A 25,025-nucleotide genomic window follows, 5' to 3' on the forward strand; every position below is an offset into this window, starting at 1 on the left:
CGCTCGACTTGCATGTATTAGGCACGCCGCCAGCGTTCGTCCTGAGCCAGGATCAAACTCTCCAAAAAGATTGTTTGCATAGCTCATTAAATAAAAATAAGAATTAACTTACTGGCATGTATTTTGTTCAGTTTTCAAAGATCAATTTTTACAGCAACTTTATTATAATATCATTAACCCTAAATAAAGTCAATCTTTTTTATTTCTTTCCCGCCCTACCTTGCTAACGGTGGATTTAAATTATAGCATTGAACAAAATATAAAGTCAACACATATTCAGTCATTTTCATGTATCAATAATTTTTCTAGTTTCTTTATAAAAAAGTGATCGATTCGAATAAATTGGCATAAAAAAAGCAGCATGTAAACATGCTGCTTTTGGCTTTTATGGTTAATTATTGTTTTTCTACGTTAGCAGCTTGTGGTCCACGTGGTCCTTCAACAACTTCGAAAGAAACGCTTTGACCTTCTTCTAAAGTTTTGTAGCCTTCGCCTTGAATAGCTGAGAAATGTACGAATACATCATCTTGTCCTTCAACTTCGATGAATCCGAAACCTTTTTCTGCATTAAACCATTTTACTTTACCTTGTAACATGTAAATATCCTCCTCGAGCTAACTTGCTCATTCATTTCTTGCTGTTTATTACTATTTCAAGACGAAAACAACTTTATTCAAACTTGCTCTCTTTTGAAACGAACTTAAACAACTATTACTACTATATCACCTCTTCCTCTAAAAAGCAAGACAATGTAGCAGTAGATTTAGATAACGCTTTATTTTATCTAAGCCAGGACTATTGGACCAATTTTCTGAATATTTAATTTTGTTGTTTACAGCAGTTGAGAAAATGAATATACTGTATTATAACAGATAAACAAATTAAATTTCTGTTTTATAAAAGGAGGAAGCAAAATGATGATGAGTCCGTTAGAGTTTTTTAGATCATTGCCACCAAAAATGTGTCCGGAATGTGGGGAACATATGCATGAGCAAGCGGAATCTTATATGATGGAATGTGATCGCTGCCTGTCAAAAAAAGATGAATAAGATGAAAATGAAAGTGAAAAAAAGCTGACTTACAGTTAGTCAATGACTTACTGGGTCAGCTTTTTTGTCTTCTATTATTCAATGGGGGATCCTAGAGTCATGTGCGGTTGCCAGTCTTTACTCCTGCCATGTTTGATCACCTAGCTCTCCAAGATTTTTCAACGGCTTCTTTGCCGGTCCTTCCATGACTTCCCCCGAAATAGAATAGCGAGATCCATGGCATGGGCAATCCCACGTGCGCTCTGCATCGTTCCATTCACATTCACAGCCCATATGCGTGCAGGTTGTATCAACAAGATGTACCGTTCCGTTTTCTTCTTTAAAGGCTCCTGCCCGTGTTCCTTCCCAGTTAATAATCATGCCTTGGTTTACTGGAAGATTGTCCCCATCTTTAAAGAAATAATCGAGCTTTCCTTTAACAAACGTAGCCGCCACGTCACTTTGCTGCTTTACAAACTGTTTTACACCTGGATCGGCTTTAAATCGATCAGGGGAAAACAGCTCTGCATATCGATTTTGTTTGTTTACAATTAGATCTGAAAGAATTCGTGCCGCAACCACACTCGTTGTCATTCCCCATTTTTTAAAGCCGGTTGCTGAGTATATATTCTCATCCTTATCTGCTTTTCCGATATAAGGAATTTTGTCCATTGGAACAAGGTCTTGTGTTGACCAGGTAAACAGCAGCTTTTCTATGCCAAATTCCTTTTCAGCAAACTTTATCAAATTCTGATAATGTTCAGCTGTCGGTTGTCCTTTTCCTGTTTTATGTCCATCACCACTTATAAGGAGAGCCTCTTGTCCATCGTACACTGTACTTCTTACAGAACGGGTCGGCTGTTCAGCTGTAATATACATTCCACCTGGAAATTGCTTTTTCGGCTTAATTGCAATGACATAGGAACGGGTCGGATATAATTTCGCAAAATAAAAACCGTTGTCATAGAAAGGAAAATGTGTAGCGATAACGACATGGTTTCCAATAGCTTTTACACCCGATTTTAACAGGACAGCCGGCTTTTCCCCTTTTTCAATATCTTCAGCTGGAGAATGCTCATAAATAGCCCCCCCATTTTTAACAATATATTCAACGAGTGGTTTTAGAAATTTTAATGGATGAAAGCGAGCTTGCCCATTCATCTGCACCGCTTGTTTAAAAGGAACTTTCCACGGCATCGAATCAACAAGCGCCCCATCTATTCCAAGTTTTTTGTAACTTTCCGCTTCTTTCTGCAAGCTTTTTTCTTTTTCCTCATCATTTGTATAAACATAAGCTGCTTCCTCTTGCCAATCGCAATCGATTCCTTGCTGCTCGATCGTCTCTTTGATCCAATGAGCTGCTTCCGCGTTCGCCTCATAATACATCCTCGCCTGATCTTCTCCAACAGAAGTAATCAGCTGGTCATAAATTAAGTTGTGCTGAGCAGTTACCTTGGCAGTTGTGTGGCCGGTGGTCCCGTTTAATAGCTCATCCGCTTCGAGTATGACTACTTTCTTCCCTTCCTTTGTCATCATATAAGCAGTAATAATGCCTGTAATGCCACCGCCTACAATCACTGTATCTGCATACACCTGCTCTGTTAAAGCTGGAAAAGAAGGCAATTTTGTATCTGCTCTCCATAACGGCTCATGGTTTGCTTCATTCATCGTTATTCCTCCTTTAAAACATTACTTTTTTATATCTTTCCTCTATTGAGGAAAAGTATGCCAAAGAAAGAAAATGTTTTTACTTCTTCCTCCTACTAAACTTCTTAGCAGAGGCTTACATCTAACCTGTATCTATGTTAAGCTGGAAATATATAGTGATAGAGAAGAGGATGGGTTGTGAGTCTAGTATTTCGAATAGCCGCTCTCACACTCGGGGCTTTTATGCAGGGAGCAGCCATGACACTTTTTTTGTTTCCGCACCACATTTCTTCCGGGGGAGCGGCAGGTATAAGCATTATTTTACATTTTTTATTTCAAACACCTTATTCTACTGTCCTATGGACTTTGAATGCCGTAATGATTTTATTGGCCCTTAGGCAGTTGGGTAAGGGCAATGCCGCTAAAACGATGTTTTGTGTAACAGTCACGACTGTTACCATACATTTTCTTTCGCCATTTGTAACGGCATCACCTAGTCATCCAGTTTTTGATTTGGCAGCAGGAGCTGTTATTTTTGGAGTCGGCCTCGGAATTTTATTCCGGCTCGGCGCTTCATCCGGAGGAATGGATATTCTCGCCTTAATTATTGCTAAATGGCGGAACGAGAAACCAGGACAAACTCTCTTTTACATTAATTCGGTTATTTTACTTTTAGCAGGCTTGATTGTGGATGTCAGAACCATTTTCTATGCCCTATGCTGCCAGTGGATAAGCGGGAAAATCATTGATTGGATCCATTCATTTTCCATACAAAAACATTCAATTTTCCGCAAACTTATTTTTGTAAATAAATAAAAAAGACGGTTTCACAGCTCTACCTGTGAAACCGTCTTTTTTTGGCTTTACTTTGCAACTGCCTTCTTCAGCGTCTGAATATTTCGTTCCATAAGCGTAAAGTAATTTTCTTTATTCGCTTCATCTTCCTCAGTCAGTACGGAGAGATTATGAATTTGAAGAGCTTCAGCTTTCAACTCTTTTTGCACCACCTTCGCTACTTTTGGTGTAACATTTTGCTCAAAAATAACATATTTAATTTTATGCTTTTCCGCTGTTTCAATCATATTTTTCAGCTGCTTCTGTGAAGGCTCATTGGTAGGGGAGAGCCCCGCCACGCTGATTTGTTTTAGTCCGTATTCTTTTTCCCAGTAGCCAAAAGCGGCATGCGAGACAAGGAACTCTTTATGGGCCGACTGGTCAGCTAATTCTCTAAACTCTTTGTCAAGCTTAGTTAATTTGCTCTTTAGCTCTTCATAGTTTTTTTCATACTCTTTTTTGTGGTCTGGATCGAGTCGTGAGAGCTCCTTTTCAACGACTTTCGCCATGTCAATCGCTAGCACAGGGTCAATCCATACATGAGGATCTGTTCCTCCGTGGTTGTGCCCTTCATGATCGGAATGCTCACTTTCTTCGGTTGTTCCTTCATCATGTTCATGGGAGTGTTTATAAGAATTCAAATCGATCTCTTTCCCTACCTCTACCACACGTACATTTTCGCTTTTCATTGAGTCTTTTACTTTTTCACCGAAAGGCTCAAGCCCTAGACCGTTGTATAAAAACAAATCTCCATCAGCAATATCAATGATTGTCTTTGCTGTTGGTTCATATGTATGTTCGTCCACTCCGGCTGGCAAAACACTTTGCACATCAACGTGCTCCTTGCCGATTTCTTCGGTGAAATAAGTTAAAGGATAGACGGTTGTATATACTTTTAACACATCTTTTTCCTTATTACGATCTTCTTTATTTGCTTTTTCCTGTCCACAAGCGGAAAGAAGAAAAATAGCTGTAAAAATAAAAACAACTTTTAACATACGGGACAAAATAATTCCTCCTCAAAAAATATAAAATCTTTATCCAAAAGAATTATATCGAAATCATTCCGTTTTGTAAATAGTAATCATTTCGATTTGTTGATGATTCAAAAAAGCCAAATGCAAAAGGGCATTTGGCTTTTTCCGTTTAATATTTAGTTAAAATAATCGGCTCATCTTTTGTAATTACAATCGTATGCTCAATTTGGGCCACGAGACTGCCATCCGGCGTCTTAAACGTCCAGCCGTCGCCCCCTTCGACAATCATGTCTGCTTTCGCAGAAATAAACGGTTCGAAGGCAATAACCATTCCTTCTTTTAATAGATCATTGTCCCATGGATCGAAATAGTTTAATATGTGGTCAGGTGACTCATGAAGCGTACGTCCGATTCCATGACCGGTTAAATTTTTGATAACGGTAAGGCCGTTCCGCTTTGCTTCATTCATAACCGCTTTCCCAATCTGGTTTTGCTTGGCTCCTGCCTTTGCTTTCAATAAGCCGCGCTCGAATGCTTTTTCGGCTGTTTCACATAGCTTGAAAAGCAAAGGATCCCCATCTCCGACGACAAACGAAATACCTGTATCAGCAAAATATCCATCGTATGAACCCGACACATCAATGTTAACTAGGTCCCCTTCTTTAATCACGCGGCTTCCTGGAATACCATGTGCGACTTCATCATTCACACTGATACATGTGTATCCAGGAAAATCATACTCACTTTTCGGGCCAGATACAGCGCCTTTCTCTTCAAACAGTCTGCCGCCTAGTTCATCCAGTTCCTTCGTGGTGACGCCAGGCTTTGTTGCACGGCGCATCTCATCGCGAATTTCCGCCACGATCCTTCCAATTTTCTTCAAAGACTGCAGTTCTTCTTCTGTTTTTATAATCATCGAACTCTTCCTTTATCTTTAGATTGTTTCCGTAACATACTATACAGAAAATGCTCGCGCTTGAAAAGGTGCTCAAACTTTCTCATTCAAAAATTTCCATGCAGCCGAAGCAAGAATCTTTCCTGCATACAGCATAGCCTGCTCATCAATATCAAACATTGGATGGTGATGGGGATACACAGCATTCTTCTCAGGATTACCCGCGCCAGTTAAAAAGAAAGTACCCGGAACGCGCTGTAAATAATAAGAGAAATCCTCTCCTACCATCAATGGCTCTGCCACATAGCAGTTGCTGCTGCCGAGAATGTCTTCAGCACACGAACGGACGAAAGCTGTTTCGTCTGCGTGATTAATGACGGGCGGGTACCCTTTTATATATTGATACTGGTAAGAAGCTCCGGCTCCTTCGCATAGCGAATGCAACAACGTTTCCATTCTTTGCTCAATCAATTGCTGAACATCCGATCGAAAAGTTCTCACTGTGCCTTTAATCGTCACTTTTTCCGGAATAATGTTAAAAGCATCGCCACCGTGGAAGACCCCCACAGAAATAACAGCTGAATCAAGCGGGCTGACATTGCGGCTAATAATTTGCTGGATGAGCTGAACCCAGTTCATGCCAAGTACAATAGGATCGACTGTTTCATGAGGCAATCCACCATGTCCACCTTTGCCAATAATCTCCACTTCAAAGTGATCGGCTGCTGCCATGATCGCCTGTGGCTGAAAAGCAGCCTGGCCCACAGGAATGGTCGACCATAAATGTGTGCCGAAAATGGCATCTACACCATCCAGACAGCCATCCTTAATCATTTCTTTTGCTCCGCCCGGCACAAGCTCCTCGGCAAATTGATGAATAAGCACTACCTTTCCTTGCAGACTCTCCCGCTTGTTCTGCAATGCATTTGCAACAGATAATAGTGTAGCCGTGTGAGCATCATGTCCACAGGCATGCATTTTCCCAGGAACCGTTGAACGATAAGGAACTTCCTTTAAATCCTGAATCGGCAAGGCATCAAAGTCAGCTCGTAGCGCAACTGTTTTTCCCGGTTTCCCCCCATAAATGGTACCTATTACTCCACGGCCGCCAACCTTTGTTTTTACCTCTATGCCCATTTCTGTTAGCAAGCGGGCAATCAGCTTTGGAGTTTCTTCTTCTTCAAATGACAGCTCCGGGTGCTGATGCAGGTATCTTCTTACTTTCACTGTTTCTTCAAAGTGCTTCTCCAACTCCCTATGAATTTCTTCTAACACGGTATCCCCCCTGTTTTTATTCTTTCTCCAACTCCTCGATTAGCTCAATCAACTTTAGCGGGCTAAACGGTTTTGGCAGAAAGAAATTTGCTCCCGCTTCCTTTGCTTCTTCCAAGTCTTTTTGCTGTGTTTTTGCTGTTAACATAACAATGTTAACAGCGCTTGTCTCTCTTACCTTTCGAATCACTTCAATTCCTGTCATCCTTGGCATCATGTAGTCAACGAGCAACAGATCAAATACTTCCTTTTCAAAGCACTCGATCGCCTCCTGTCCATCAGCGGCTTCTGTAAGCGCGTGACCCTCTTCTTCTAATGTATCAACGATTAACATTCTTAACACTTCTTCATCGTCGGCAATCAATATTCTCATTCAGCTTCCCCTTATCCACTCTCAATTTATTTCTATGATTATATGGGCCGATCTAGTTGTTTTTCTCCTTCTTGAAGATGAAGCGGAAGAAGAATAGAGAAAACACTCCCCTTTCCGTATTCTGAGGAAACCGCAATGGACCCCTCATGAGCCTCTACTATTTCTTTGCAAATAGCTAGACCTAAACCTGTACCACCAATTTTTCTACGATCTGAATTGTCAATACGATGAAATTTTTTAAATAAATGTGGGATATCGGCAGCCGGTATGCCCAGCCCTTCATCTTTTATTTCTATTAACATTTTTTGCTCATCATTCGTTAGACGAACAACGATCGTGCCGCCTTCTGGAGAAAACTTAACCGCGTTGCTGATTAAATTCGTAAACACTTGAATCAGTCTTTCTCGATCACCATTCAGCCATTTCTGAGAGCGCTGGTCAATTAATTGAAAATGATGACGATCCGTCGTTTGATTGACCGCTTCTATAACTTGCTCAATTAAAAGTCTAGGGTCCACCTTCGCAAACGAACAGACGAAAGAGCCTGACTCCATCCGCTGCAAGTCTAAAAAATCATTAATCAAGCTTGTCAGACGCACTGCCTCTTGATGAATAGTGGTTAAATATTTCCTCTGTTTTTCTTCCTTCAGGGAACGGTTCAGCATTAATTCTGTGAAGCCGAGAATACTGGCAAGCGGCGTTCTTAATTCATGACTCACCGTACTGACAAGCTCAGACTTCAGCTGATCAACTTCCAGCAGTTGATTTTTCATCCTTTCGGTTTCTATGAGCATTTTTTCTAATTCTTCCTGTTGCATGACCAGCTCTTCGTTATGGGCAGTCAATTCATGTTCTCTTTCCTGTATCGTTCTAGCCATATGGACAAATGAAGCTGAGAGAACCCCTAACTCGTCTGTCCTTTTGATCTGTCGAATATGCACTTCACGTCCAGCCGCTAACTTTTCTGCAGCGGCTGTCAGCTCTTGAAGGGGTTGCCCGATTCTTCTGGAAAGCAGCCAGACTGCTCCGCTTGTGATTACAAAAACAAATATAAAATATCCCGCAAGAAAAATATTAAGCGTCCTCGTTTGCTCTAAAAATTGCTTATATTGAGTATCAATTCTTCGATTTAACCCAGCTTTCTCAGCTTCAATTTCATTAATGAAGAACATAATCCTATCCGTTACTCCTGAAGCTGATAATCGTTGCACGCTTTCATAATCACTAGATTTTACAAAAGCCGCAGCCTTAGGAACAAGCTCATACATATAGATCCGGCGAAATTCAGCCAGCTCCCTGACAAGCTTCTTCTCCTCTAGAGAAGAAGCAAGCGGCTGAAACTCACGGATCGCCCGTTGAAGCTCCCGTGAATTGTCGTAGGCTTGTTGAAGCTCTTTTTCATCTTTAAAAGCAATATAGCCGCGCATTGAAAATACTGTGTTTTTAAAGCTATTCTCAAGAAAGCGGATGGCTTGCACCTTTGTATTCATTTCTCTCCGCTTTTCCATATAATTACCTGCTAATCGTTCTCCAGCAAAATAGGCGACACCTGCCCCGATTATTAAAAGAAATAGCATGGCAACCATGGTGGCTAGAAATTGTTTGCGAATACTTTTGCGAAACATTGTAATCATACGCCCCCCTGTTCACTAGTCAACAACGATCAATTGACTATCTTCGTAGCCAGCCGGCGTACACGGGCTTCCAATTCCTTGATGCTGAAAGGCTTTGTTAAATAATCATCCGCACCTAATTCAAGCCCCTTTACGATGTCTTTCTCACTTTTTCTTCCTGTCAACATAATAATGACGAAATCTTCTTCCGGAAATTCTTTTCGCAGCCGCTGCAGCACTTCCATGCCATCCATTCTTGGCATTACACCATCAAGTAAAATAATGTACTTTCCACCTTGTTTGTACCAGTCATCCTTAAAAAACGCTTCTCCTTCCCTAAAGGAACGGATATCCGTTTGATAACCTCTAAATGACATCCTGTGCAGCTGATCTTCCAAAATTTGACGCATTACTGCATCGTCATCAATAATCCCGATGTGCAGTCGCTTCTCATTATTATCAGAAGGATTCATATCCTGATAATTCATGACTTTCCCGCGGCCATTGATCTTAGAAGAATAAAGAGCCAGGTCCGCTTTTTTCAAAAAATCTCCTGGCCTCTCTTCTGCATGATTTACCTCTACTACTCCCCCAGAAAAACTGCACGAAATAATATGATCTTCAAATACAAATTCATGCTGCATGAATTCCTTGATCATTGATTGGATAATCTTTTTTGCCTTTTCTCCAGTACATCCGGGCATAAGCAGCACAAACTCTTCGCCGCCAAAGCGGATAAAGAAGTCATCCTGATGAATCCGGCTTCTAACCATGCGGCTGAATTCCTTTAATACATCGTCTCCAGCCGTGTGACCATACGTATCATTAATTTTTTTAAAGTGATCCAGATCAAGAATCGCTAGAGAAAACGGCGAGTGGGATTCTTTTAATATATCGAGCTGCCGTTTAATTTCTACGTTAAAGAATTTTCGGTTGAACGCCCCTGTCAATTCATCGACTAGAACAACTTCCCTCATTAAATCCCGATAGTTCATTTTATTCTTTATCCGGATAAGAATTTCATCGGAGTCAGTTGGCATTTCAATATAATCTAGCACTCCTAGTTCATATGCTCTCGTACGCATCTCTTTCTCTCTGCTTGAACTTATGGCAATAATAGGGGTGAGACGGTTTCCTGCTGTTTCCTTCATCTTTTCCAGCAGCTCCATCCCGCTATTTTTTGGAAGATCAAGATCAATGAGCAGAAGATCCGGATGTTTGTTCACAAAGGTCGACAATCCTTTTTCTGCTGTCATCGCTGCCAGCACATCCCAGCCTTTCCTCTCCATCTCTCTCCTTAATACAGTCAATCTTTCAATATGGCTTTCTATGAAAAGCACAACTTCATTGCTCGTTTTTTTCTCCATCTTCGCTTCAACGGGTACGGCTTCCGGTTCGGCTGTATTGTCGATTGTTAATAATTCCGCTAAAAAAAGCTGCCACTCCTCCTTGCTCCACTGTTTCTCTTTCTCTTCATCTAGCTGATCTAACTTAACAGCCGCCAGAATGGATAGCTCCTCGAGCCCAATGGAGCCAGCCGTTCCTTTTAATGAATGAAGAAATCGATATAATTCCTTTTCTGTAACAAAGGGTTGGCTTTTCCATTGCTGAAAAGTGGTAGCCATTTTCTTAACAAATATCTCTTGATATTTTTTCAAACACAACCCTCCCTCGATAGCTTATGTTCTTAAAGTGCCTATTGTAGGCTAGCGCATGATTCATGTATGGACCATCGCTTGCCAAGGCACTTCATTGGAAGAAACATACTATAAAAATCCTTCTTATCTAAATATTGTACATCGGTTTATGCACGGCTACAATTAATCCATACAAGGTCTCCCATGAAAGCTTTTGATGCACTTACCTCATTATTACCCAATAAAAAAAGAACTACCAATAAAACCTTGGATATTCTTCAAATAGATGCTGCTTCGTTTATACACACCTGATAATAAAAAACTAGTAAAGATGGGGCAAGTCATTCTGTTCCCCGCCATCCTTTCTTCTGTCAACTCCTTACATCAGAATTCTTTCTTTTTAATATGTAGAGTTACCTTCTATATAAGTAGAAAGTATGTAATAACACGACGTTCTCTCTCCAAAAGGCTCTTCTTTTTCCAGTCAGAATAAGAGGGCATCAAGGGATGACCAAAGAGGACGACTAAAAGAATTCCACTGATTTTTATTTTACGCCTCTGAAAAATTAGAAACAAGAGCCCCTCATTTAGCAAAGAAGAAGATGGAGAGGATACACAGATTATCTTGTTAGGTAAGCGTTTATTTTACCTGTTCTGTTATTTCTTTCAACACTTTTTTCGGTAGGACGTGCCAATATTCAAAGCACCACTTAATCTTCTAATGTTCAACCGTCCCAAGTTATTGTTTTGCTCGTATTTATCTAAATAAAGCTTATCTATAAAAAGGATGCTACTAAAAGAAAGATGATAAATAAATAACAACCGCTACGGTTCCACTGCTAAAAACAGTCGTCAACAGAACCGCTTGGGAGGCCATATCCGGGTAATTGTTATGTTCAAGAGCTAACAATGCACTATTCCGCGAAGTCGGAAAGGAACTGGCAATAAAAAGAGCTTGAGCCACTGTACCAGATAAGCCGAGGAAAAATATAATCAGCAAAGCGACGCAAGGAGAAATAATCAACCGCCCGATGACTATCCATGCAACAGGTTTAGAAATATGAGTGATCTTTAAATAAGCGACTTGTGCGCCAAGGGTTATAAGAGCAATAGCAGAAAAAGCTTCAGACGCATTCTCGATGGGCTGCCAGATAAAATCGGGAACATCTACATTTGCCCAACGCAATATAATAGCGATAACTAAAGCATAAATAACAGGCAGTTTCATTATTTTCCTAATAAGATCCTTTCCGCTGCTTTGAGCAGAGATTGAATTATAGACCCCATAAGTAAAGGTAAGCAAATTTTGAAAGATAGACACGATGACTTGGATAGCGGTACCAGCTGGATTGGCGACAAAAACAAGTTCACTGACCGGAAGACCATAGTTTCCTGAATTGCTCAAAACGAAACTGTTCTTAAAAACAGCCGATAACTGACGATCAAACCGATTGGCTTTCGCAAAAAGAAGGCTGATAACAGCAAGAAGCAAATTAAAAAGTAATAAAAACAAAAGTGTTTGGCCAACTAACCTTCCTGATAAGTTACTTTTATAAATATTGACAAAGCAAACGGCTGGAAGCAAAAAATTGATCGTTATGGCAGATAATGTAGCTAGGTGAAGTTTTAACATACGATGAAGGCAGGCCCCCGCCCCGATCATTAGAAACAATGGAAAAATAACCTGTAATATAATTTGATAAAATATCATAACTTTGTTCACCTCTTGACTATTGCTCTATATTTGATTTTTGATAAAAGAAAAGAAGCAAGCGGGAATCGCCTGCTTTATTGAATGTTTCTTATTTCATTGTTAGGGCCTTGCCGACCTTCCCTTTGTTAGATTACCAAGGAATAATTCCTAAAAGGAGAGCAACGATAAGCAGAACCAATGTTGAACCGCATGCCCACTTTAAAAAAGCGCGCTGCAGTTCACCAAAGTCTTCTCCTACCATTCCAACTAAAAGATAAGTAGATGGAACAAGCGGGCTTAGCAAGTGAACAGGAAGTCCAAAAAGAGAAGCCCTTCCAATCATAGCAGGATCTATTCCATAGGCGGCCCCTGCTTTTGCAAGCAATGGCAGCACACCATAGTAAAAAGCATCATTGGACATAAAGAAGGTAAACGGCGCACTAATAATCGCTGTAATAACAGCAAAATGAGAACCCATCCCTTCCGGAATATGCCGAATCATTGAGTTCGCCATGGCATCCACCATGCCTGTCCCTGAAAGAAGCCCTGTAAAAACCCCGGCAGCAAAAATCATAGAAACGACAGAAAGGGCATTATCCGCATAGTTGGCCACCCTTTCCTTTTGATCACTCATTTTTGGATAGTTCACGGTAATCGCAACAGCAAAGCCAAGCATGAACAATACAGTTGTCGGCAATAATTCCATAATCAACGAAACTAAAAGGATAATGGTTAAAGCATAATTAAAAAGAATTAGCTTGGGACGCTTCAGATAGCTCTCTTCTGCAGTAGCCGCCAACTCGCGAGCAACTGTGCCAAAATCCAGCTCAATGATGCCAATCCGCTTTCTTTCTTTTCTGCCAAGCAGATAAGCCATGGATAAAACAAACAGAACCCCGCCAAGCATGGAAGGTATAACAGGCGTGAATACATCTGACATTTCAAGTTTCAAAGCCGTCATGACCCTGGCTGTCGGGCCTCCCCATGGAAGAAGGTTCATTACTCCTGAGGCGGAAACAGCAATTCCTGCTAATATCAGCGGCTTCATGCCAATTCTTTTATAAAGCGGCAACATGGCTGAAATCGTAATCATATAGGTAGTCGTACCATCTCCATCTAATGAAATAAGAAGAGCTAATACCGCCGTTCCGATAGCAATTTTTACAGGATCCCCTTTCACCAGCTTAAGAATGGTACTGATAATAGGATCAAATACTCCTGCATCAATTAAAATACCGAAGAAAAGAATGGCAAACAAAATCATGATACCTGTGGGAGCCACACTTTTAATCCCCTCTAACGCCATGGGGCCGATCTCACTGCCAAAACCTCCTATAAGAGCAAATACAACAGGTACGACAATAAGAGCAATCATCGCTGATAGCCGTCCAGTCATAATTAAAGCCATAAATACCAATATCATCAGAAAGCCTAATATAGCTAACATATTATTCACCCCTTCATTCTAATTAATTAAATTGTAAGCGGTCCCTTCTATTTTGTAAGCGTTATCAATTTAATGTGTTTTGAGTTTATTTTGAAAATTTTGTTCATTTTGTTCACGAAAGATTTAAAATAAACAGTATATAGAAGTGGAATATCTCTCCGCATCATGCCATCTATATAGATTAATGACAACATGTCTGTTCGAATTTACCTCTCCTACCTGATTGCTGTAAGAGAGTTTTCTAGTTTATAGTAAATGAAATAGCCAAATCTGCATTTCCTGATACGAGAGATAAGAGGGCTGTTTTTGCAAAAAGTATTTCTTCGGATATAGCTGTTTAGCCATTTTCCGTATTCTGTTAAAATCATCTCAAACATGATGATCTGTTAACAAACTATAGTGGAACCACAGAATAGGAGGTTTTAAAATGATGCAAGAGAAAGAAACGCCCCAACGAGCAAGAGAAAGACGAAGACAAGAAGAATTAAAAAGAAATCCCGCTGGAAATTTAAATGATGCATTTAATAAAGCTGGAATGGGAAACCTTGCTGATTTAGCAGGTAGTTTAAGTTGGAAAGGCATGGGCATTCTAATTCTTGTACTGCTGATTGGTTTTATTTTAGCCTCACTATTCTTTAAGTAAGAAAGACTTTTTGGGGGACTACTATTATGCATTTTTTTAAGCATCCACTATTCATGTAATTGGAGGTTGAGCAGCCGAAACAAGCATTGCTTCCCAAAAAAAGATGATATGAAAACGATTCATATCATCCCGTTCTTAAACCGCTTGACCCTAAATTAGACCACTCGGCTTTCAAGTAATAAGACAATCATATTTTATAATACTTCCTCTCAGGCCTTCCGACTACCCCATATACTACTTCAGCTCTACATTCCTGAATGGATACTAAATATTCTAAATAACGCCTGGCCGTTGTTCTTGAAGCGCCAATTTGATCAGCTGCTTGTTCAGCGGATAATCCTTTGTCACTTTTAGCCAGAACCTCTGTTACCTTCGACAGTGTGATTTCATCCACCCCTTTTGGCAGCGAGGTTTCCCGATTGATTGCGGCTGAATGCTTGGAAAGTTTATTAAAAACCATATCAACAATCTCTTGATCTACTTCCTGTGTAGAACGCAAAAGCTGAGACTTCTTAAGATATTCTTCAATGATTTGGTTGAATCGCTCCATCTTTACCGGCTTAATCAAGAAATATTCGACACCATAGTGAAGGGCCTTTTCAAGTATTTCTCTATCGGTTGCTGCCGTGATCATCAATATATCTACCTGCTGGTGATTTTCCCGAATAACCGGCAGCAGGTCGGAGCCGAGCTGATCCGGCATATATACATCAAGAAGGAGCAAATCCGGTTGCTGCTCATCCAGCAGCTCAAGAGTCTGTTCAGCATTCAATGCTTTCCCAATCACCTCTATTTGGTCAAACTTATTCAGAAACTTCTCATGAATGTCTGCCACACGAAAATCATCCTCTGCAATGACTGCTTTTATTTTAGCCATTTTTCTTCCCCTCCTGTCTTTTAGGCAGATAAACTGTAAAGATCGTATTTCCTGGCTCGCTATGCACTTCAATCAGCCCTTCCAGCTCTTTTACAGCCTGATCAGCATTTGCAAGGCCATAGCCGCTCGGAACTTCACCCTCTTTCGACGTAAAACCCCGCTCAAAAATGAGGGAGAGCTCTTCTTGTTTGATCCCTCCTCCATTATCGCTCACTTCAAAGATAATATCCTCTCCAATATCGGTTGCAAAAAAATTGATAATCGGTTCCTTCTCACTGGAAACAGCATCAAACGCATTATCAATGATATTGCCAAGAATTAAGGTCAGTTCAGACAGCTTTATATGGTCTGGCAATGCATCTAAATAGCTCTGTGAGTCTATCTCAAACGCTACTTTTTTTTCAGATGCTTTGCCCAGCTTCCCCAGTAAGATAGCTTGTACTTTTGTGTCCTTTATCTGTTCAAAAACAATTCGATTGATAGATTGCAGTTCAGCTGTTTCACTTTGCAGCATGTCGATTGCTTCATCATATTTTCCCAGCTGAAGCAAGCCGGATAGCACATATAATTTATTGGTAAATTCATGAGTTTGAGCCCTTAAATCCTCAGAATACACTTTTACCTCTGATAATGTGTTAATCATTTGCTCAATTTCTGTTTTATCGCGGAACGAAACAACTGCACCACTGACTTTGTTATCCTCAAAAATCGGCGTACAATTCATAATAATTTTCTTATGCGCCCATTGCATTTCTTTATCTACTCGTGGCTTCCCTGATTCGAGCACCTCATACAAGTATACAGAAGGAAAGAGGTCACCCACCTTCAAATCTCGAACGGACTCTTTGATATTAAGTAATGTTTTGGCCGGCTGATTCATGGACCTGATCACCCCATCCCGATCAACGGCTAAAATCCCCTCTTTCACTGAGTGAAGCACTGCATTTTTTTCTTTATATAAACGAGCAATTTCATAAGGTTCTAATCCTAATGTATCTCTGCGAATGCTTCTAGCAAGCAAGTAGCTGCCAATAACCGATATTATAAGAGCAATTACTGATACGCCAATCTCTTTTGATAAATCCCTAAAAATTTGTTGCTGAACATCTTCTACTAAAAACCCAACAGAGACAATTCCAATAATGTGGCCCTCTTTATCGAATATCGGTGCTTTCCCTCGCATCGAAAGGCCCAGCGAACCATGCGCTTCGGACACATAAGATTCCCCTTTTTTGATCGCCCGTGCATTGTCCCCGCCAATCATCATTTTTCCTATCTCTGATGGGATAGGATGAGAATACCGAATTTCCTTTGCGTTCCCGACCACGATAAATTCAGCTCCTACTTCTTGCCTTATCTTTTCAGCAATCGGCTGGATGATTCCTGCTGGGTCCTCTGATTGGAAGGCGTCAACGATCGTTGGCATGGAGGCGATCGTTTTCGCTAATTCCAGAGCCAGGCGCCCTCTATCTTCTGCAATCTGTTTTCCTTCCATGTACGTAAAATAAGCTGTTAACATAAAAATTAAAAATAAGCTTAAAGATAATACTAGTCCCAGAATCTTTGTCTGAAGTGTCACTCTATGCATTTTCAATCGTATCCTCTGCCTTTGTTCTATTTATCTTTAAGTGTACAGCAGATTGAAAAGTTTATCACTGGGAGTCAACAACATGTGAAGGGAGCGCTATTTCTCCATCCCTTTTAATTCAGCACCGATTTGGCAGCTAGCTTTATTTATTATAAAGTTGTTAAACCAGTTAGTTAAGGAAGCAATAGTAAATACTTGTATAAGAACAATCATGTAAAAAACCTTCCACCAGTGTTGCCGATGGAAGGTTCGATAAGACTATTTAAATAAATCCGCAGTTTCTCTTCCTATAATAATTGTTGAAACTCTGTATGCTATTTCACTGCCTTAAATGAGGCATGGTTTGAGTCTTCCTCTTTTTTAGCAGGTTGAATATAGGACACTGCAATCATTACGATGAAACTAGTAGCGATACCATACATAATTGGATTTGTAGAAGTAATCCCTTCCATGGCAAGGCTTACTAATATAACGATCGTACTGGTGATGATAGAATAGAAGGCTGCTTTCGCAGTGGCCTTTTTCCAGAAGAATCCGAAAATAACCGGCACAAAAATGCCACCTGATAGCAGTGCATATGCGACATCCAAAGCAACAAGCACATCTTGGATCCACAACGCAAAAACCATCGTGAAAATCCCTACTACCATGGTTACTATTCTTGAAATGACCAAGTATTGCTGATCAGTTGCATGTTTATAAAAAAATTGTTTAATGATATCGTTAGAAATTAAAGTGGATGAGGCTAACAGTGTCCCTGAGGCAGTAGACATGAGAGCCGAGACAACTGCTGCTACAACTAAGCCTAACACACCGGGTGGAAGTGTAGCGATGGCCATACTTGCAAATGTATTTTGTGTATTTTCTAAATTTGGCAAAACGATGAATGCACACATTCCAATTATGCTGACAGCAATTCCATAAAACAAGCTATATACCCCTGCTGCCACTGTTCCTGTTCTAGCAATATCAAGAGTCTTGGCTGTGAATATTCGCTGCCAAATATCTTGGGCTACTACCATTCCCAGAGCAAACAGCAAGAAAAATTGAAAAATTTGATCTATGCCAATCCCTGAAAAATCAAAGTGAGAGTCAGGCAAACGTGTCTGCAGCGCTGACCAGCCCCCTGCTTTTGAAAGACTTAATGGAAGCATAATTAGGAAAATACCAATGGTCATAATGATAAATTGGACAATATCTGTCATCGTTACCGACCACATGCCGCCGAGGATAGTGTAAAATAAGACAATCCCACCACCTGCAAGCATAGATACTGATAAATTCCAGCCAAGCAGCACGTTTAAAATGGTTCCCATCCCTATCACTTGGGTTACAGAAACCATCATCGCATATATAGCGGCAATAAGAGCACTGACAAGGCCCGCTTCTTTGCTAAAGCGCTTACTAAGATACTCGCTAATTGTCATTACTTTTACATGAGAAATTCGTTTAGCAAGAAAAATTCCTAGCGTCATAATCCCTAACCCCAGCATGACAACAAGCCACATACCTGATATACCAAATTCATAGCCAAGTTTTGTGGTACCTATTGTAGAGGCGCCACCTAAAATAACGGCGCCCAGACATCCAAAATACATAAAAAACCCTAAATTTCTCCCTGCCAATACATAATCTTCCGAGGTTTTTGCCCGTCTTGAACCAATGATACCGACAATAACTAACAGCAAAAAGTAACCGATCATGATAATAACATCGAGTACGTTCATTTATCTTCCCCCTTTCTTATGTAAACAGCTATCACCTCATCAGTTTCTGTTCAGATTGTTTGTTTGCTTTCTCCTCATGGCGACGCTTCTTCAAAGCAGTCAACGTAATCATTTCATAAATGATAGAGGAAGCCAGAACAGCGGTAATTTCATTGCTATCATAGGTTGGCAACACTTCCACTAAGTCAAATCCCACCACATTTAATCCATCTAATCCCCTCACATACTCAAGCGCTTCATAGCTTGTCGGCCCACCAACTTCCGGTGTGCCTGTTCCCGGAGCATAGGCTGGATCGACAAAATCAATATCATAGGAAACGAAAACAGGACGTCCTTTTGTCCGTTCATGAATCCGTTCCATGACTTTTTCAAATCCAATCTTCCTTACTTCTTTCATCGGAATCACTTCGTATCCCAGCCTGCGTGCATCTTCAATATCATCTGGACTATAAAGCGGCCCTCTCATTCCAATTTGGATGGAATGATCCACATCCACTAACCCTTCCTCTACTGCACGGCGAAAAGGCGTTCCATGCATGTATTTTTCTCCATAGTAGTTATCCCACGTATCTCCATGCGAATCGAAATGGACAAGCGCAACCGGGCCATACTTTTTGTAAAAAGCCCGCAGATTCCCCAGAGAAATCGAATGATCTCCGCCCATAATGATCGGAGTCACATCCTTTTCTAAAAGTGGTTCAAGCCCGGCGACAATGTTATCGTATGTACGGTGGATATTGCCCGGAATAACATCGATATCTCCATAATCCACACCTGAACAATACTCAAAAATATCAATATCCATGTCAGGATTATATGGGCGAAGCAAGACAGAAAAATCACGAATATGCTGGGGACCGAGCCGCTGTCCTGTACGGTTGGATGCCGCCGTGTCAAAAGGCACGCCGAGTACAGCAAAATCAATGTTGTCCGTCGTCTGAAGTTGTTCCAATCTCATAAATGTACGCACACCACAAAAACGAGGGGATTTAGAAGAATCTTTTGGTTGATACATAGTAATAAGCCTCCTGTGTCATAAAATAGATGTTTTGCATGTTAACTATTGCAATAACTATGCCAACTCATTTTCATCACAAACAGGCTAGTTGAACAAACATAATTAAGTCAGTTTTGCATTAAAAAAGGAAATCTTCATGCAAAACTGACTCTTAATGCATTTATGAATTAATACGATACTTATTTAGCTTTCTAACGACACTAGACTGACTAATTCCTAAGTAACTGGCCATTTCATAAGTTGTTTTATACTGTCTGGCTGCTCTCTTTAACCAGCGGATTTCTACTTCTTCTAGCGCCTCGCGTAAGGATGAGCGCTTTTCTTCCATTTCCTCTAGTGCACTTTCCTGTTCTGTGAGAGCAGAGTTGGAGTTAGTGGCTGAGTAAAAAGGAAGAGATGACGGATAAATGACGACACTTTCCGTCGCCACCACGAGACGCTCGATTAAATTTTCCAGCTCCCGCACGTTTCCCGGCCAATCGTAAGCGAGCAGCTCATTGATCGTTGTTACATGGAATACTTTATTAGATTCGTACTTTTCATTAAATTTTTTTAGATAAAAATTACATAAATGAATAATATCATCCTTCCGTTCTCTGAGTGGAGGGATGTGAATCGGTATAACATTTAAGCGATAAAAGAGATCCCTGCGAAATTTCCCCTCCTTGACCATCTGTTCCAAGTCCCGATTTGTTGAAGCAACAATCCGAAAGTCGATATTCTTTTGCTGCGTCCCACCAATTCTTGTTACTTTTTTCTCTTGAATAACCTTTAACAGCTTAGATTGAAGCGCTAATGGCAATTCACCTACCTCATCAAGAAACAACGTGCCTTCATTTGCCGTTTCAATCAGTCCAGGCTTTCCTTCCTTATTAGCACCCGTAAAAGCCCCTCTCTCATAACCAAACATTTCCGATTCAAACAACGATTCGGGGATCGCACTGCAATTTACTTCAATGAATACCTCATTCTGCCGGCGACTTCCCTCATGAATAGCTCTGGCAAATACATTTTTCCCGACGCCTGATTCACCAAGAAAAACAACGGTCGCATCTGACTTCGCCACTCGTTGAATGAGCTGCCATATTTGGCGAAGTTCCTTGCTTCTCATTACTGTTCCTCGAAAACTATCATCTTTCTGCCTTAATTCCTTAATTTCCGATTGGTAATAAGCCATCTTTGTTCTCAGCTCTTCATAATCTTCCTTTAATTGTTGAATTTCCGTTAAATCATGTGAAAAGCTGATAACGCGAATAATCTCTCCTTCATCATTACAGACAGGTAAAGCAGTAGCCATAACAACTCGGCCAGTGGATGTATATTGCATGAGCTGAACTTCCTTTTTCTCCGCTAATACTTTCTTCGTTACAGAGGGCGAAAAAATATTTCTTTGCTCTAGTTCTTCAACATTCATACCGATTAGCTTGTCTGCTGCTTCTCCATAAATTGCCAGGCAGCTTGGACTCGCCCTTAACACTACCCCCTGTCCATCCGTAATTACGATATTATCATTCGAAGCAGCCAGAATCGCTCTCAACTCTAACTCTCTTATATCCTCCATTCCTTCATCCCCATTCAAAAATCTTTACTATAAAGATACCATGAAATAACCGAATAGTAAGATTTTATAAAAGCAAAGAATGGATAAATCATATTATAATCTTTTTTCATATACGTTAGATATAATAAAACAATCAGATCTTTTCATGACTACTCTTCCTAATTAAAGAAGGTTTTGATACATCCCAACAAAAAAATCCATTTTGAAATAGATTAATCAAAATGGATTTTACGACTTTAGCTATAGAGGGAAGTTCATTGAAATCCTCCAACCATTTTAGAGCATGTTCTTTTGAAGGCTAACAATTGTTATTTTAATGAAGTACCGTCTATAAAAAACCCTCTTCTATTATGATTCTGTCTGTTTCATATAATATTCCATCGCTTGATTGAGCCATTTTTGTTCATCTTCTGTAAAGGGGGAAGGGGACATTTCTTCTAGTTCTTGAATATCCAGTTCTTCCATGTCGACATCAGCTAATTTTTGAATCAACTCCTCACCAAGAAACTCAAAGGAAGCTTCTATATATTCTCTAATCATGTTTTGCACTTTTGGGTCTTCCACTGACTGGCCGTACAATTTTTTTACTTCCTTAGCCATTTGAACAAACGTTTGGTCTAATGTAGTTTTCTCTTCTTCTGTCTTCATCGTTAATTCCTCAACGACCTCCGTCAGCTTATGCCGCTCCATCCATTTTGTTTGTATACTTTCTGTTTGCATGCCATGGATAAGACTAAATAATATGGCACCATCCACTTCCCCTTCATCCTTCAGCAACTTAATTACTCTTTTGATAGCCGTCATCGATTGCTCAATTCGTTCTTTCTCTTTCTCTAACGCTTGTAAATGGAGAGTTAAAGTGTCCGTTAGATCAACGGTAAAGCTTGGCTTTTGTAACAAGTCAATGATTTTATCCAAGCTATATCCGAGAAACTTTAGGCTTATAATCTTTTGTAGGGTAAGAATATCCTGATGATGGTAAATACGATGACCTGACGTCGGGTGCTTTTCTGGCTGTAAAAGACCGATTTCGTCGTAGTAATGTAGGGTGCGAATGGATATTCCTGTCTTTTTTGAAAATTCACCAATGGAATATTTGTTGCTTTCTATCATTAACCTTCCTCCTATCATAAAGTATATGTTCACTATAGCCCCTTACGTAGCTGGAGGTTCAAGAGAAAACTTAGATGAGGAATAAAAATCATATCGTTGTCTAAATTCTTTCTCATTCTGTCGCTCGCAGATGGTAAAAACTTAATATCTGTTCATATCAAGTCTTCAGGAATAATCATACTATTGGAAATAAAAAGAAAAAAGTGTTTCTAAATCCACCTTTTTTATGAGATTATATAATTTTTTGAACTGCTAACAGCAAGCATGCTATAAGATTTGAAAGAGAACTGTAAGGCTGAAATTGATTAGATAACTTTAGATAGCCAATCCTTCATAAATTTTTCGAAATCGTTTTTCACTGATAGATTTCCCTAGCCTAGGAAGCTATTTGACTGCCCAGTTTTTTCGGCCTATTTGTACTTGATCTAGATAAAAACAAGAGAGAAACCAGCATGGTTTCTCTCTTGTTTTTATCTTTATTGAGCTGTATATCCGCCATCTACTAACAGAGTAGTTCCCGTAATGAAGGAGGCATCCTCACTTGCTAAAAATAAGACGGCCTTTGCGACTTCCTCTGCCTTCCCTAGCCTGCCCATTGGGTGCAGGCTGATAAGGTGTTCATTAATGGCTTCACTTCTTCCTTTAATAAGCGGTGTATCAATATAGCCTGGACATACGGCATTTACCCGAATGCCTTCTTTAGCATAGTCAATGCCGAGTGTCTGAGTTAGCAGTTTTACTCCGCCTTTTGCAGAAGCATAGGCAGTCACTCCAGATTTCCCCGTAAAGCTATGAATAGACCCACAGTTGACAACTGCCCCGCCTGTCCCTTGTGCCCTCATTTGTTCAATCGCATATTTATCGGTTAAAAATACACCGGTAAGGTTGATGTCAATCGTTTTCTTCCAAGCTTCAGCGTCCAGCTTATGAATGGGGCCATCGTTGGCAATGCCTGCATTGGCAAAGACGATATCAAGCCGGCCAAACAGCTTGACGGTTTCAGAAATTAAGTTTTGCACATCCTCTGCTATGGTGACATCTGTTTTTATAAAGTGCACGGCATGTCCTTTTGATGTGAGATCTTTTGCCACTTCGGCTCCCTGTTCAGAGAAATCAGCAATGACAACCTTCGCTCCTTCTTCTGCAAACAAAGTAGCTGTCTCTTTTCCTATTCCGCTTGCCCCGCCAGTAACGATAGATACCTTGTCCTTAAATCTCATAATAAAAACGCATCCCTTCTGTATTATTGATTAGAATGTTTATTTAAAAGAAGCATACCCTTCATCAACCATAACTACACTTCCATTAATAGCACTGGCTTCTTCTAAAGAAAGAAGATAAATAGAATCCGCTATTTGCTCCGGCTGGGTCAATTTATTTCCCATCACTTTTGCTTTCATCGATTCAATCAATCCGCTATCCTTATATCCTTGGATAATAGGTGTGTCCACCACACCTGGCGCTACAGCAATGACCCTAATTCCATACTGAGCTAATTCAAGCGCGGCCGATTTTGTCATCATAATCACGGCTCCTTTTGTTGCATGATAAGCAAATGTACCAGGAGAGGCTAGAAAACCAAATACAGATGCCGTATTAATGATCACTCCTTTGCTATTTAATTCCCTCATTTTTTTGCCTGCAGCGATGATGCCATGAGCCACACCATGTTGATTTACATTAATAACGCTATGATAATCATTTAAATCCTGCTCCAAAACAGGAGTACTGCGGCCAATTCCAGCATTGTTAAACATCACATCAATCTTGCCATAGGTTTCAACAGCCTTTTCAACTAAGAATTCCACCTCTTCGTATTTTGATACATCTGTTTTTACAAAGACCGCTTCTCCACCATTAGATGTAATCAGATTAACAGTTTCTTGTCCGCTTGTTTCGTTAAAGTCTGCTACTACGACCTGATCTCCCTTTTTAGCAAACTTCATCGCAGCCTGTCTTCCTATGCCGCTTGCTCCGCCTGTTATAACGACTACTCTTTTGCTATTCACCTATACTTCCCCCCTATAGTTGTTTAGATTGTGTTCTTTTACTTTAAAAAATTCTTCTTTTATATTTTACCCCTCTAGTTTATTAATTAAAATTTATATATATTTATTTATAAATTAACTTTTACTTAATAAGGAGAAATGATATGAATCTTGAACAAATGAGGTACATTGTGGAAGCAGCAAAAACCAGCTCTTTTACTCAAGTGTCAAAAAACTTAAATGTTACACTGCCAGCCATAAGCCAGTCTATTTCTCTTCTCGAATCAGAGCTGGGGCTTTCTTTGTTTACTCGTTCCCGAGGCATTGGCGCAACTCCAACCCCTGAAGGAATGGCCATTATCACGAAGGCAAATGAAATTTTGATAAAAGTGGATGAGATGCTGGAAGAAGCCCAATCTTATACCAATGCGCTGAGCGGTCATTTAAGAATTGCAACGATCCCCGGGCCGATGCATTTGCTGGTAGATACCGTCTCCAGTTTCAAAAAAGATTTTCCAAAGGTCAAAATAGAAATTATCGAAAAAGGAACGAAGGAAATATTAGAGGATATACATACTAATCATGTGGATATAGGCTTTATCGTCCTATCAGAGGAAATTGCACAGAAAGAAAAGGAATGTTACTTTGACCGGGTATTAGAAGGGAAACTTGTAGTAGGAGTAAATAAAAACTCTCCTCTTTCACTCAATAAAACCATACGTCCTCATCAGCTTTCCGGCCATACGCTAGTGTTGTACGATGATGAGTTCATTAGAACGGATGCATACGAGTTAATTGCTCAATACGGAGACGTGAACGTGTTATTTATAACCAATAATACTCGTGCTATACAAAATGCCGTGAAACAAGGAATCGCTGTGACGATAGGGCTTGATTATTCATTTGCGGATACACAAGCGGAATTAACCCATGACTTGATCACTATAGATCTGGAATTGCCCTTCTCAACTCCCGTTTATTACGGATTGGTATGCCGAAAAGATAAAACTTCCTCTAATATTCTTAATCGCTTTATTAGTAGGATTAATGGCGGTCTGTGAATCCCGACAAAAATAAAATGCGGACTAAAAAGG

Annotated in this window: 22 protein-coding genes and 1 rRNA gene; 4 read left to right on the forward strand and 19 right to left on the reverse strand. The window is 40.2% G+C overall.

Annotated elements, in window-relative coordinates; all coding sequences use genetic code 11:
- Together ACH0BF_RS22710 and cspD are read right to left on the reverse strand one after the other, a co-directional pair.
- Positions 1–68: ribosomal RNA gene (locus ACH0BF_RS22710) — 16S ribosomal RNA — on the reverse strand; the annotation flags it as partial.
- A gap of 327 nt (positions 69–395) precedes the next feature.
- A complete protein-coding gene (gene cspD, locus ACH0BF_RS22715) occupies positions 396–596 on the reverse strand; it encodes a cold-shock protein CspD (RefSeq protein WP_041101023.1) in 201 nt (66 codons plus the stop codon).
- Between the two features lie 318 nt (positions 597–914).
- On the opposite strand from cspD, the gene yhfH reads away from it, so the two are divergent.
- Positions 915–1,049 carry a protein YhfH gene (gene yhfH, locus ACH0BF_RS22720; protein WP_120030986.1) on the forward strand — a complete coding sequence of 45 codons (135 nt, stop codon included), beginning with the start codon at positions 915–917 and terminating at the stop codon, positions 1,047–1,049.
- A gap of 117 nt (positions 1,050–1,166) precedes the next feature.
- Here yhfH and ACH0BF_RS22725 read toward each other — a convergent pair whose 3' ends face one another.
- The gene (locus ACH0BF_RS22725) at positions 1,167–2,696 is read right to left on the reverse strand and encodes an FAD-dependent oxidoreductase (RefSeq protein ID WP_406910347.1); all 1,530 of its coding nucleotides are present in this window, start codon (positions 2,694–2,696) and stop codon (positions 1,167–1,169) included.
- Between the two features lie 177 nt (positions 2,697–2,873).
- On the opposite strand from ACH0BF_RS22725, the gene ACH0BF_RS22730 reads away from it, so the two are divergent.
- Positions 2,874–3,491: a YitT family protein gene (locus ACH0BF_RS22730; RefSeq protein ID WP_120030984.1), complete on the forward strand. Its 618-nt coding sequence runs from the start codon at positions 2,874–2,876 to the stop codon at positions 3,489–3,491.
- Positions 3,492–3,538: 47 nt separating this feature from the next.
- Here the strand turns inward: ACH0BF_RS22730 and ACH0BF_RS22735 are convergent, their stop codons facing one another.
- The 8 genes from ACH0BF_RS22735 to ACH0BF_RS22770 all read right to left on the reverse strand — a co-directional run bounded on the left by ACH0BF_RS22735 (position 3,539) and on the right by ACH0BF_RS22770 (position 13,416).
- On the reverse strand, positions 3,539–4,507 hold the full coding sequence (locus ACH0BF_RS22735; RefSeq protein ID WP_120037719.1) for a metal ABC transporter solute-binding protein, Zn/Mn family: 969 nt from the start codon (positions 4,505–4,507) through the stop codon (positions 3,539–3,541).
- Between the two features lie 148 nt (positions 4,508–4,655).
- Positions 4,656–5,402: a type I methionyl aminopeptidase gene (gene map / locus ACH0BF_RS22740; protein WP_120030982.1), complete on the reverse strand. Its 747-nt coding sequence runs from the start codon at positions 5,400–5,402 to the stop codon at positions 4,656–4,658.
- A gap of 72 nt (positions 5,403–5,474) precedes the next feature.
- Entirely contained in the window at positions 5,475–6,656 is a 1,182-nt protein-coding gene (locus ACH0BF_RS22745) for a M20 family metallopeptidase (RefSeq protein ID WP_340854298.1), read from the reverse strand.
- 16 nt (positions 6,657–6,672) lie between these two features.
- The gene (locus ACH0BF_RS22750; RefSeq protein WP_120030978.1) at positions 6,673–7,026 is read right to left on the reverse strand and encodes a response regulator; all 354 of its coding nucleotides are present in this window, start codon (positions 7,024–7,026) and stop codon (positions 6,673–6,675) included.
- 38 nt (positions 7,027–7,064) lie between these two features.
- The gene (locus ACH0BF_RS22755) at positions 7,065–8,660 is read right to left on the reverse strand and encodes a sensor histidine kinase (RefSeq protein WP_406910348.1); all 1,596 of its coding nucleotides are present in this window, start codon (positions 8,658–8,660) and stop codon (positions 7,065–7,067) included.
- A gap of 29 nt (positions 8,661–8,689) precedes the next feature.
- Positions 8,690–10,297 (reverse strand): diguanylate cyclase, encoded by a 1,608-nt coding sequence (locus tag ACH0BF_RS22760; RefSeq protein ID WP_406910349.1) that lies wholly within the window; start codon positions 10,295–10,297, stop codon positions 8,690–8,692.
- Positions 10,298–11,069: 772 nt separating this feature from the next.
- Positions 11,070–11,987: an AEC family transporter gene (locus ACH0BF_RS22765; RefSeq protein ID WP_340854301.1), complete on the reverse strand. Its 918-nt coding sequence runs from the start codon at positions 11,985–11,987 to the stop codon at positions 11,070–11,072.
- A 133-nt stretch (positions 11,988–12,120) separates the two neighbouring features.
- Positions 12,121–13,416 carry a CitMHS family transporter gene (locus ACH0BF_RS22770; RefSeq protein ID WP_406910350.1) on the reverse strand — a complete coding sequence of 432 codons (1,296 nt, stop codon included), beginning with the start codon at positions 13,414–13,416 and terminating at the stop codon, positions 12,121–12,123.
- A 427-nt stretch (positions 13,417–13,843) separates the two neighbouring features.
- Here ACH0BF_RS22770 and ACH0BF_RS22775 point away from each other — a divergent pair, with 427 nt between their 5' ends.
- Entirely contained in the window at positions 13,844–14,059 is a 216-nt protein-coding gene (locus tag ACH0BF_RS22775) for a DUF6366 family protein (RefSeq protein WP_406910351.1), read from the forward strand.
- Positions 14,060–14,246: 187 nt separating this feature from the next.
- On the opposite strand, the gene ACH0BF_RS22780 is transcribed toward ACH0BF_RS22775, so the two are convergent.
- The 8 genes from ACH0BF_RS22780 to ACH0BF_RS22815 all read right to left on the reverse strand — a co-directional run bounded on the left by ACH0BF_RS22780 (position 14,247) and on the right by ACH0BF_RS22815 (position 23,952).
- A complete protein-coding gene (locus tag ACH0BF_RS22780) occupies positions 14,247–14,936 on the reverse strand; it encodes a response regulator (protein WP_406910352.1) in 690 nt (229 codons plus the stop codon).
- Positions 14,929–16,524: an ATP-binding protein gene (locus ACH0BF_RS22785; RefSeq protein WP_406910353.1), complete on the reverse strand. Its 1,596-nt coding sequence runs from the start codon at positions 16,522–16,524 to the stop codon at positions 14,929–14,931. Before ACH0BF_RS22785 ends, ACH0BF_RS22780 begins: the two co-directional genes overlap by 8 nt.
- Positions 16,525–16,838: 314 nt before the next feature.
- The gene (locus ACH0BF_RS22790) at positions 16,839–18,251 is read right to left on the reverse strand and encodes a sodium:solute symporter family protein (protein ID WP_340854304.1); all 1,413 of its coding nucleotides are present in this window, start codon (positions 18,249–18,251) and stop codon (positions 16,839–16,841) included.
- Between the two features lie 31 nt (positions 18,252–18,282).
- Positions 18,283–19,266 (reverse strand): agmatinase, encoded by a 984-nt coding sequence (speB, locus tag ACH0BF_RS22795; RefSeq protein ID WP_406910354.1) that lies wholly within the window; start codon positions 19,264–19,266, stop codon positions 18,283–18,285.
- A gap of 163 nt (positions 19,267–19,429) precedes the next feature.
- Positions 19,430–20,830: a sigma-54 interaction domain-containing protein gene (locus tag ACH0BF_RS22800; protein WP_406910355.1), complete on the reverse strand. Its 1,401-nt coding sequence runs from the start codon at positions 20,828–20,830 to the stop codon at positions 19,430–19,432.
- 348 nt (positions 20,831–21,178) lie between these two features.
- Positions 21,179–21,943: a MerR family transcriptional regulator gene (locus tag ACH0BF_RS22805; RefSeq protein WP_340854307.1), complete on the reverse strand. Its 765-nt coding sequence runs from the start codon at positions 21,941–21,943 to the stop codon at positions 21,179–21,181.
- A gap of 476 nt (positions 21,944–22,419) precedes the next feature.
- Entirely contained in the window at positions 22,420–23,163 is a 744-nt protein-coding gene (locus ACH0BF_RS22810; protein WP_340854308.1) for an SDR family NAD(P)-dependent oxidoreductase, read from the reverse strand.
- 39 nt (positions 23,164–23,202) lie between these two features.
- Positions 23,203–23,952, reverse strand: a complete 750-nt coding sequence (locus ACH0BF_RS22815) for an SDR family NAD(P)-dependent oxidoreductase (protein ID WP_406910356.1) — start codon at positions 23,950–23,952, stop codon at positions 23,203–23,205.
- A 143-nt stretch (positions 23,953–24,095) separates the two neighbouring features.
- Between ACH0BF_RS22815 and ACH0BF_RS22820 the strand changes: the two genes are divergently transcribed.
- A complete protein-coding gene (locus ACH0BF_RS22820) occupies positions 24,096–24,992 on the forward strand; it encodes a LysR family transcriptional regulator (RefSeq protein ID WP_340854310.1) in 897 nt (298 codons plus the stop codon).
- Positions 24,993–25,025 lie beyond the last annotated feature (33 nt).

It is taken from the genome of Pseudobacillus sp. 179-B 2D1 NHS (assembly GCF_045370945.1).
Lineage (GTDB): Bacteria > Bacillota > Bacilli > Bacillales > Domibacillaceae > Pseudobacillus.

Bases quoted from the DNA above. Each gene is read 5' to 3' on its own strand.
- map (WP_120030982.1), bottom strand. From the start codon at position 5,402: ATGATTATAAAAACAGAAGAAGAACTGCAGTCTTTGAAGAAAATTGGA.
- yhfH (WP_120030986.1), top strand. From the start codon at position 915: ATGATGATGAGTCCGTTAGAGTTTTTTAGATCATTGCCACCAAAAATG.
- ACH0BF_RS22770 (WP_406910350.1), bottom strand. From the start codon at position 13,416: ATGTTAGCTATATTAGGCTTTCTGATGATATTGGTATTTATGGCTTTA.
- speB (WP_406910354.1), bottom strand. From the start codon at position 19,266: ATGTATCAACCAAAAGATTCTTCTAAATCCCCTCGTTTTTGTGGTGTG.
- ACH0BF_RS22775 (WP_406910351.1), top strand. From the start codon at position 13,844: ATGATGCAAGAGAAAGAAACGCCCCAACGAGCAAGAGAAAGACGAAGA.
- ACH0BF_RS22755 (WP_406910348.1), bottom strand. From the start codon at position 8,660: ATGATTACAATGTTTCGCAAAAGTATTCGCAAACAATTTCTAGCCACC.
- ACH0BF_RS22750 (WP_120030978.1), bottom strand. From the start codon at position 7,026: ATGAGAATATTGATTGCCGACGATGAAGAAGTGTTAAGAATGTTAATC.
- ACH0BF_RS22780 (WP_406910352.1), bottom strand. From the start codon at position 14,936: ATGGCTAAAATAAAAGCAGTCATTGCAGAGGATGATTTTCGTGTGGCA.
- ACH0BF_RS22800 (WP_406910355.1), bottom strand. From the start codon at position 20,830: ATGGAGGATATAAGAGAGTTAGAGTTGAGAGCGATTCTGGCTGCTTCG.
- ACH0BF_RS22735 (WP_120037719.1), bottom strand. From the start codon at position 4,507: ATGTTAAAAGTTGTTTTTATTTTTACAGCTATTTTTCTTCTTTCCGCT.
- cspD (WP_041101023.1), bottom strand. From the start codon at position 596: ATGTTACAAGGTAAAGTAAAATGGTTTAATGCAGAAAAAGGTTTCGGA.
- ACH0BF_RS22765 (WP_340854301.1), bottom strand. From the start codon at position 11,987: ATGATATTTTATCAAATTATATTACAGGTTATTTTTCCATTGTTTCTA.
- ACH0BF_RS22785 (WP_406910353.1), bottom strand. From the start codon at position 16,524: ATGCATAGAGTGACACTTCAGACAAAGATTCTGGGACTAGTATTATCT.
- ACH0BF_RS22820 (WP_340854310.1), top strand. From the start codon at position 24,096: ATGAATCTTGAACAAATGAGGTACATTGTGGAAGCAGCAAAAACCAGC.
- ACH0BF_RS22805 (WP_340854307.1), bottom strand. From the start codon at position 21,943: ATGATAGAAAGCAACAAATATTCCATTGGTGAATTTTCAAAAAAGACA.
- ACH0BF_RS22725 (WP_406910347.1), bottom strand. From the start codon at position 2,696: ATGAATGAAGCAAACCATGAGCCGTTATGGAGAGCAGATACAAAATTG.
- ACH0BF_RS22790 (WP_340854304.1), bottom strand. From the start codon at position 18,251: ATGAACGTACTCGATGTTATTATCATGATCGGTTACTTTTTGCTGTTA.
- ACH0BF_RS22810 (WP_340854308.1), bottom strand. From the start codon at position 23,163: ATGAGATTTAAGGACAAGGTATCTATCGTTACTGGCGGGGCAAGCGGA.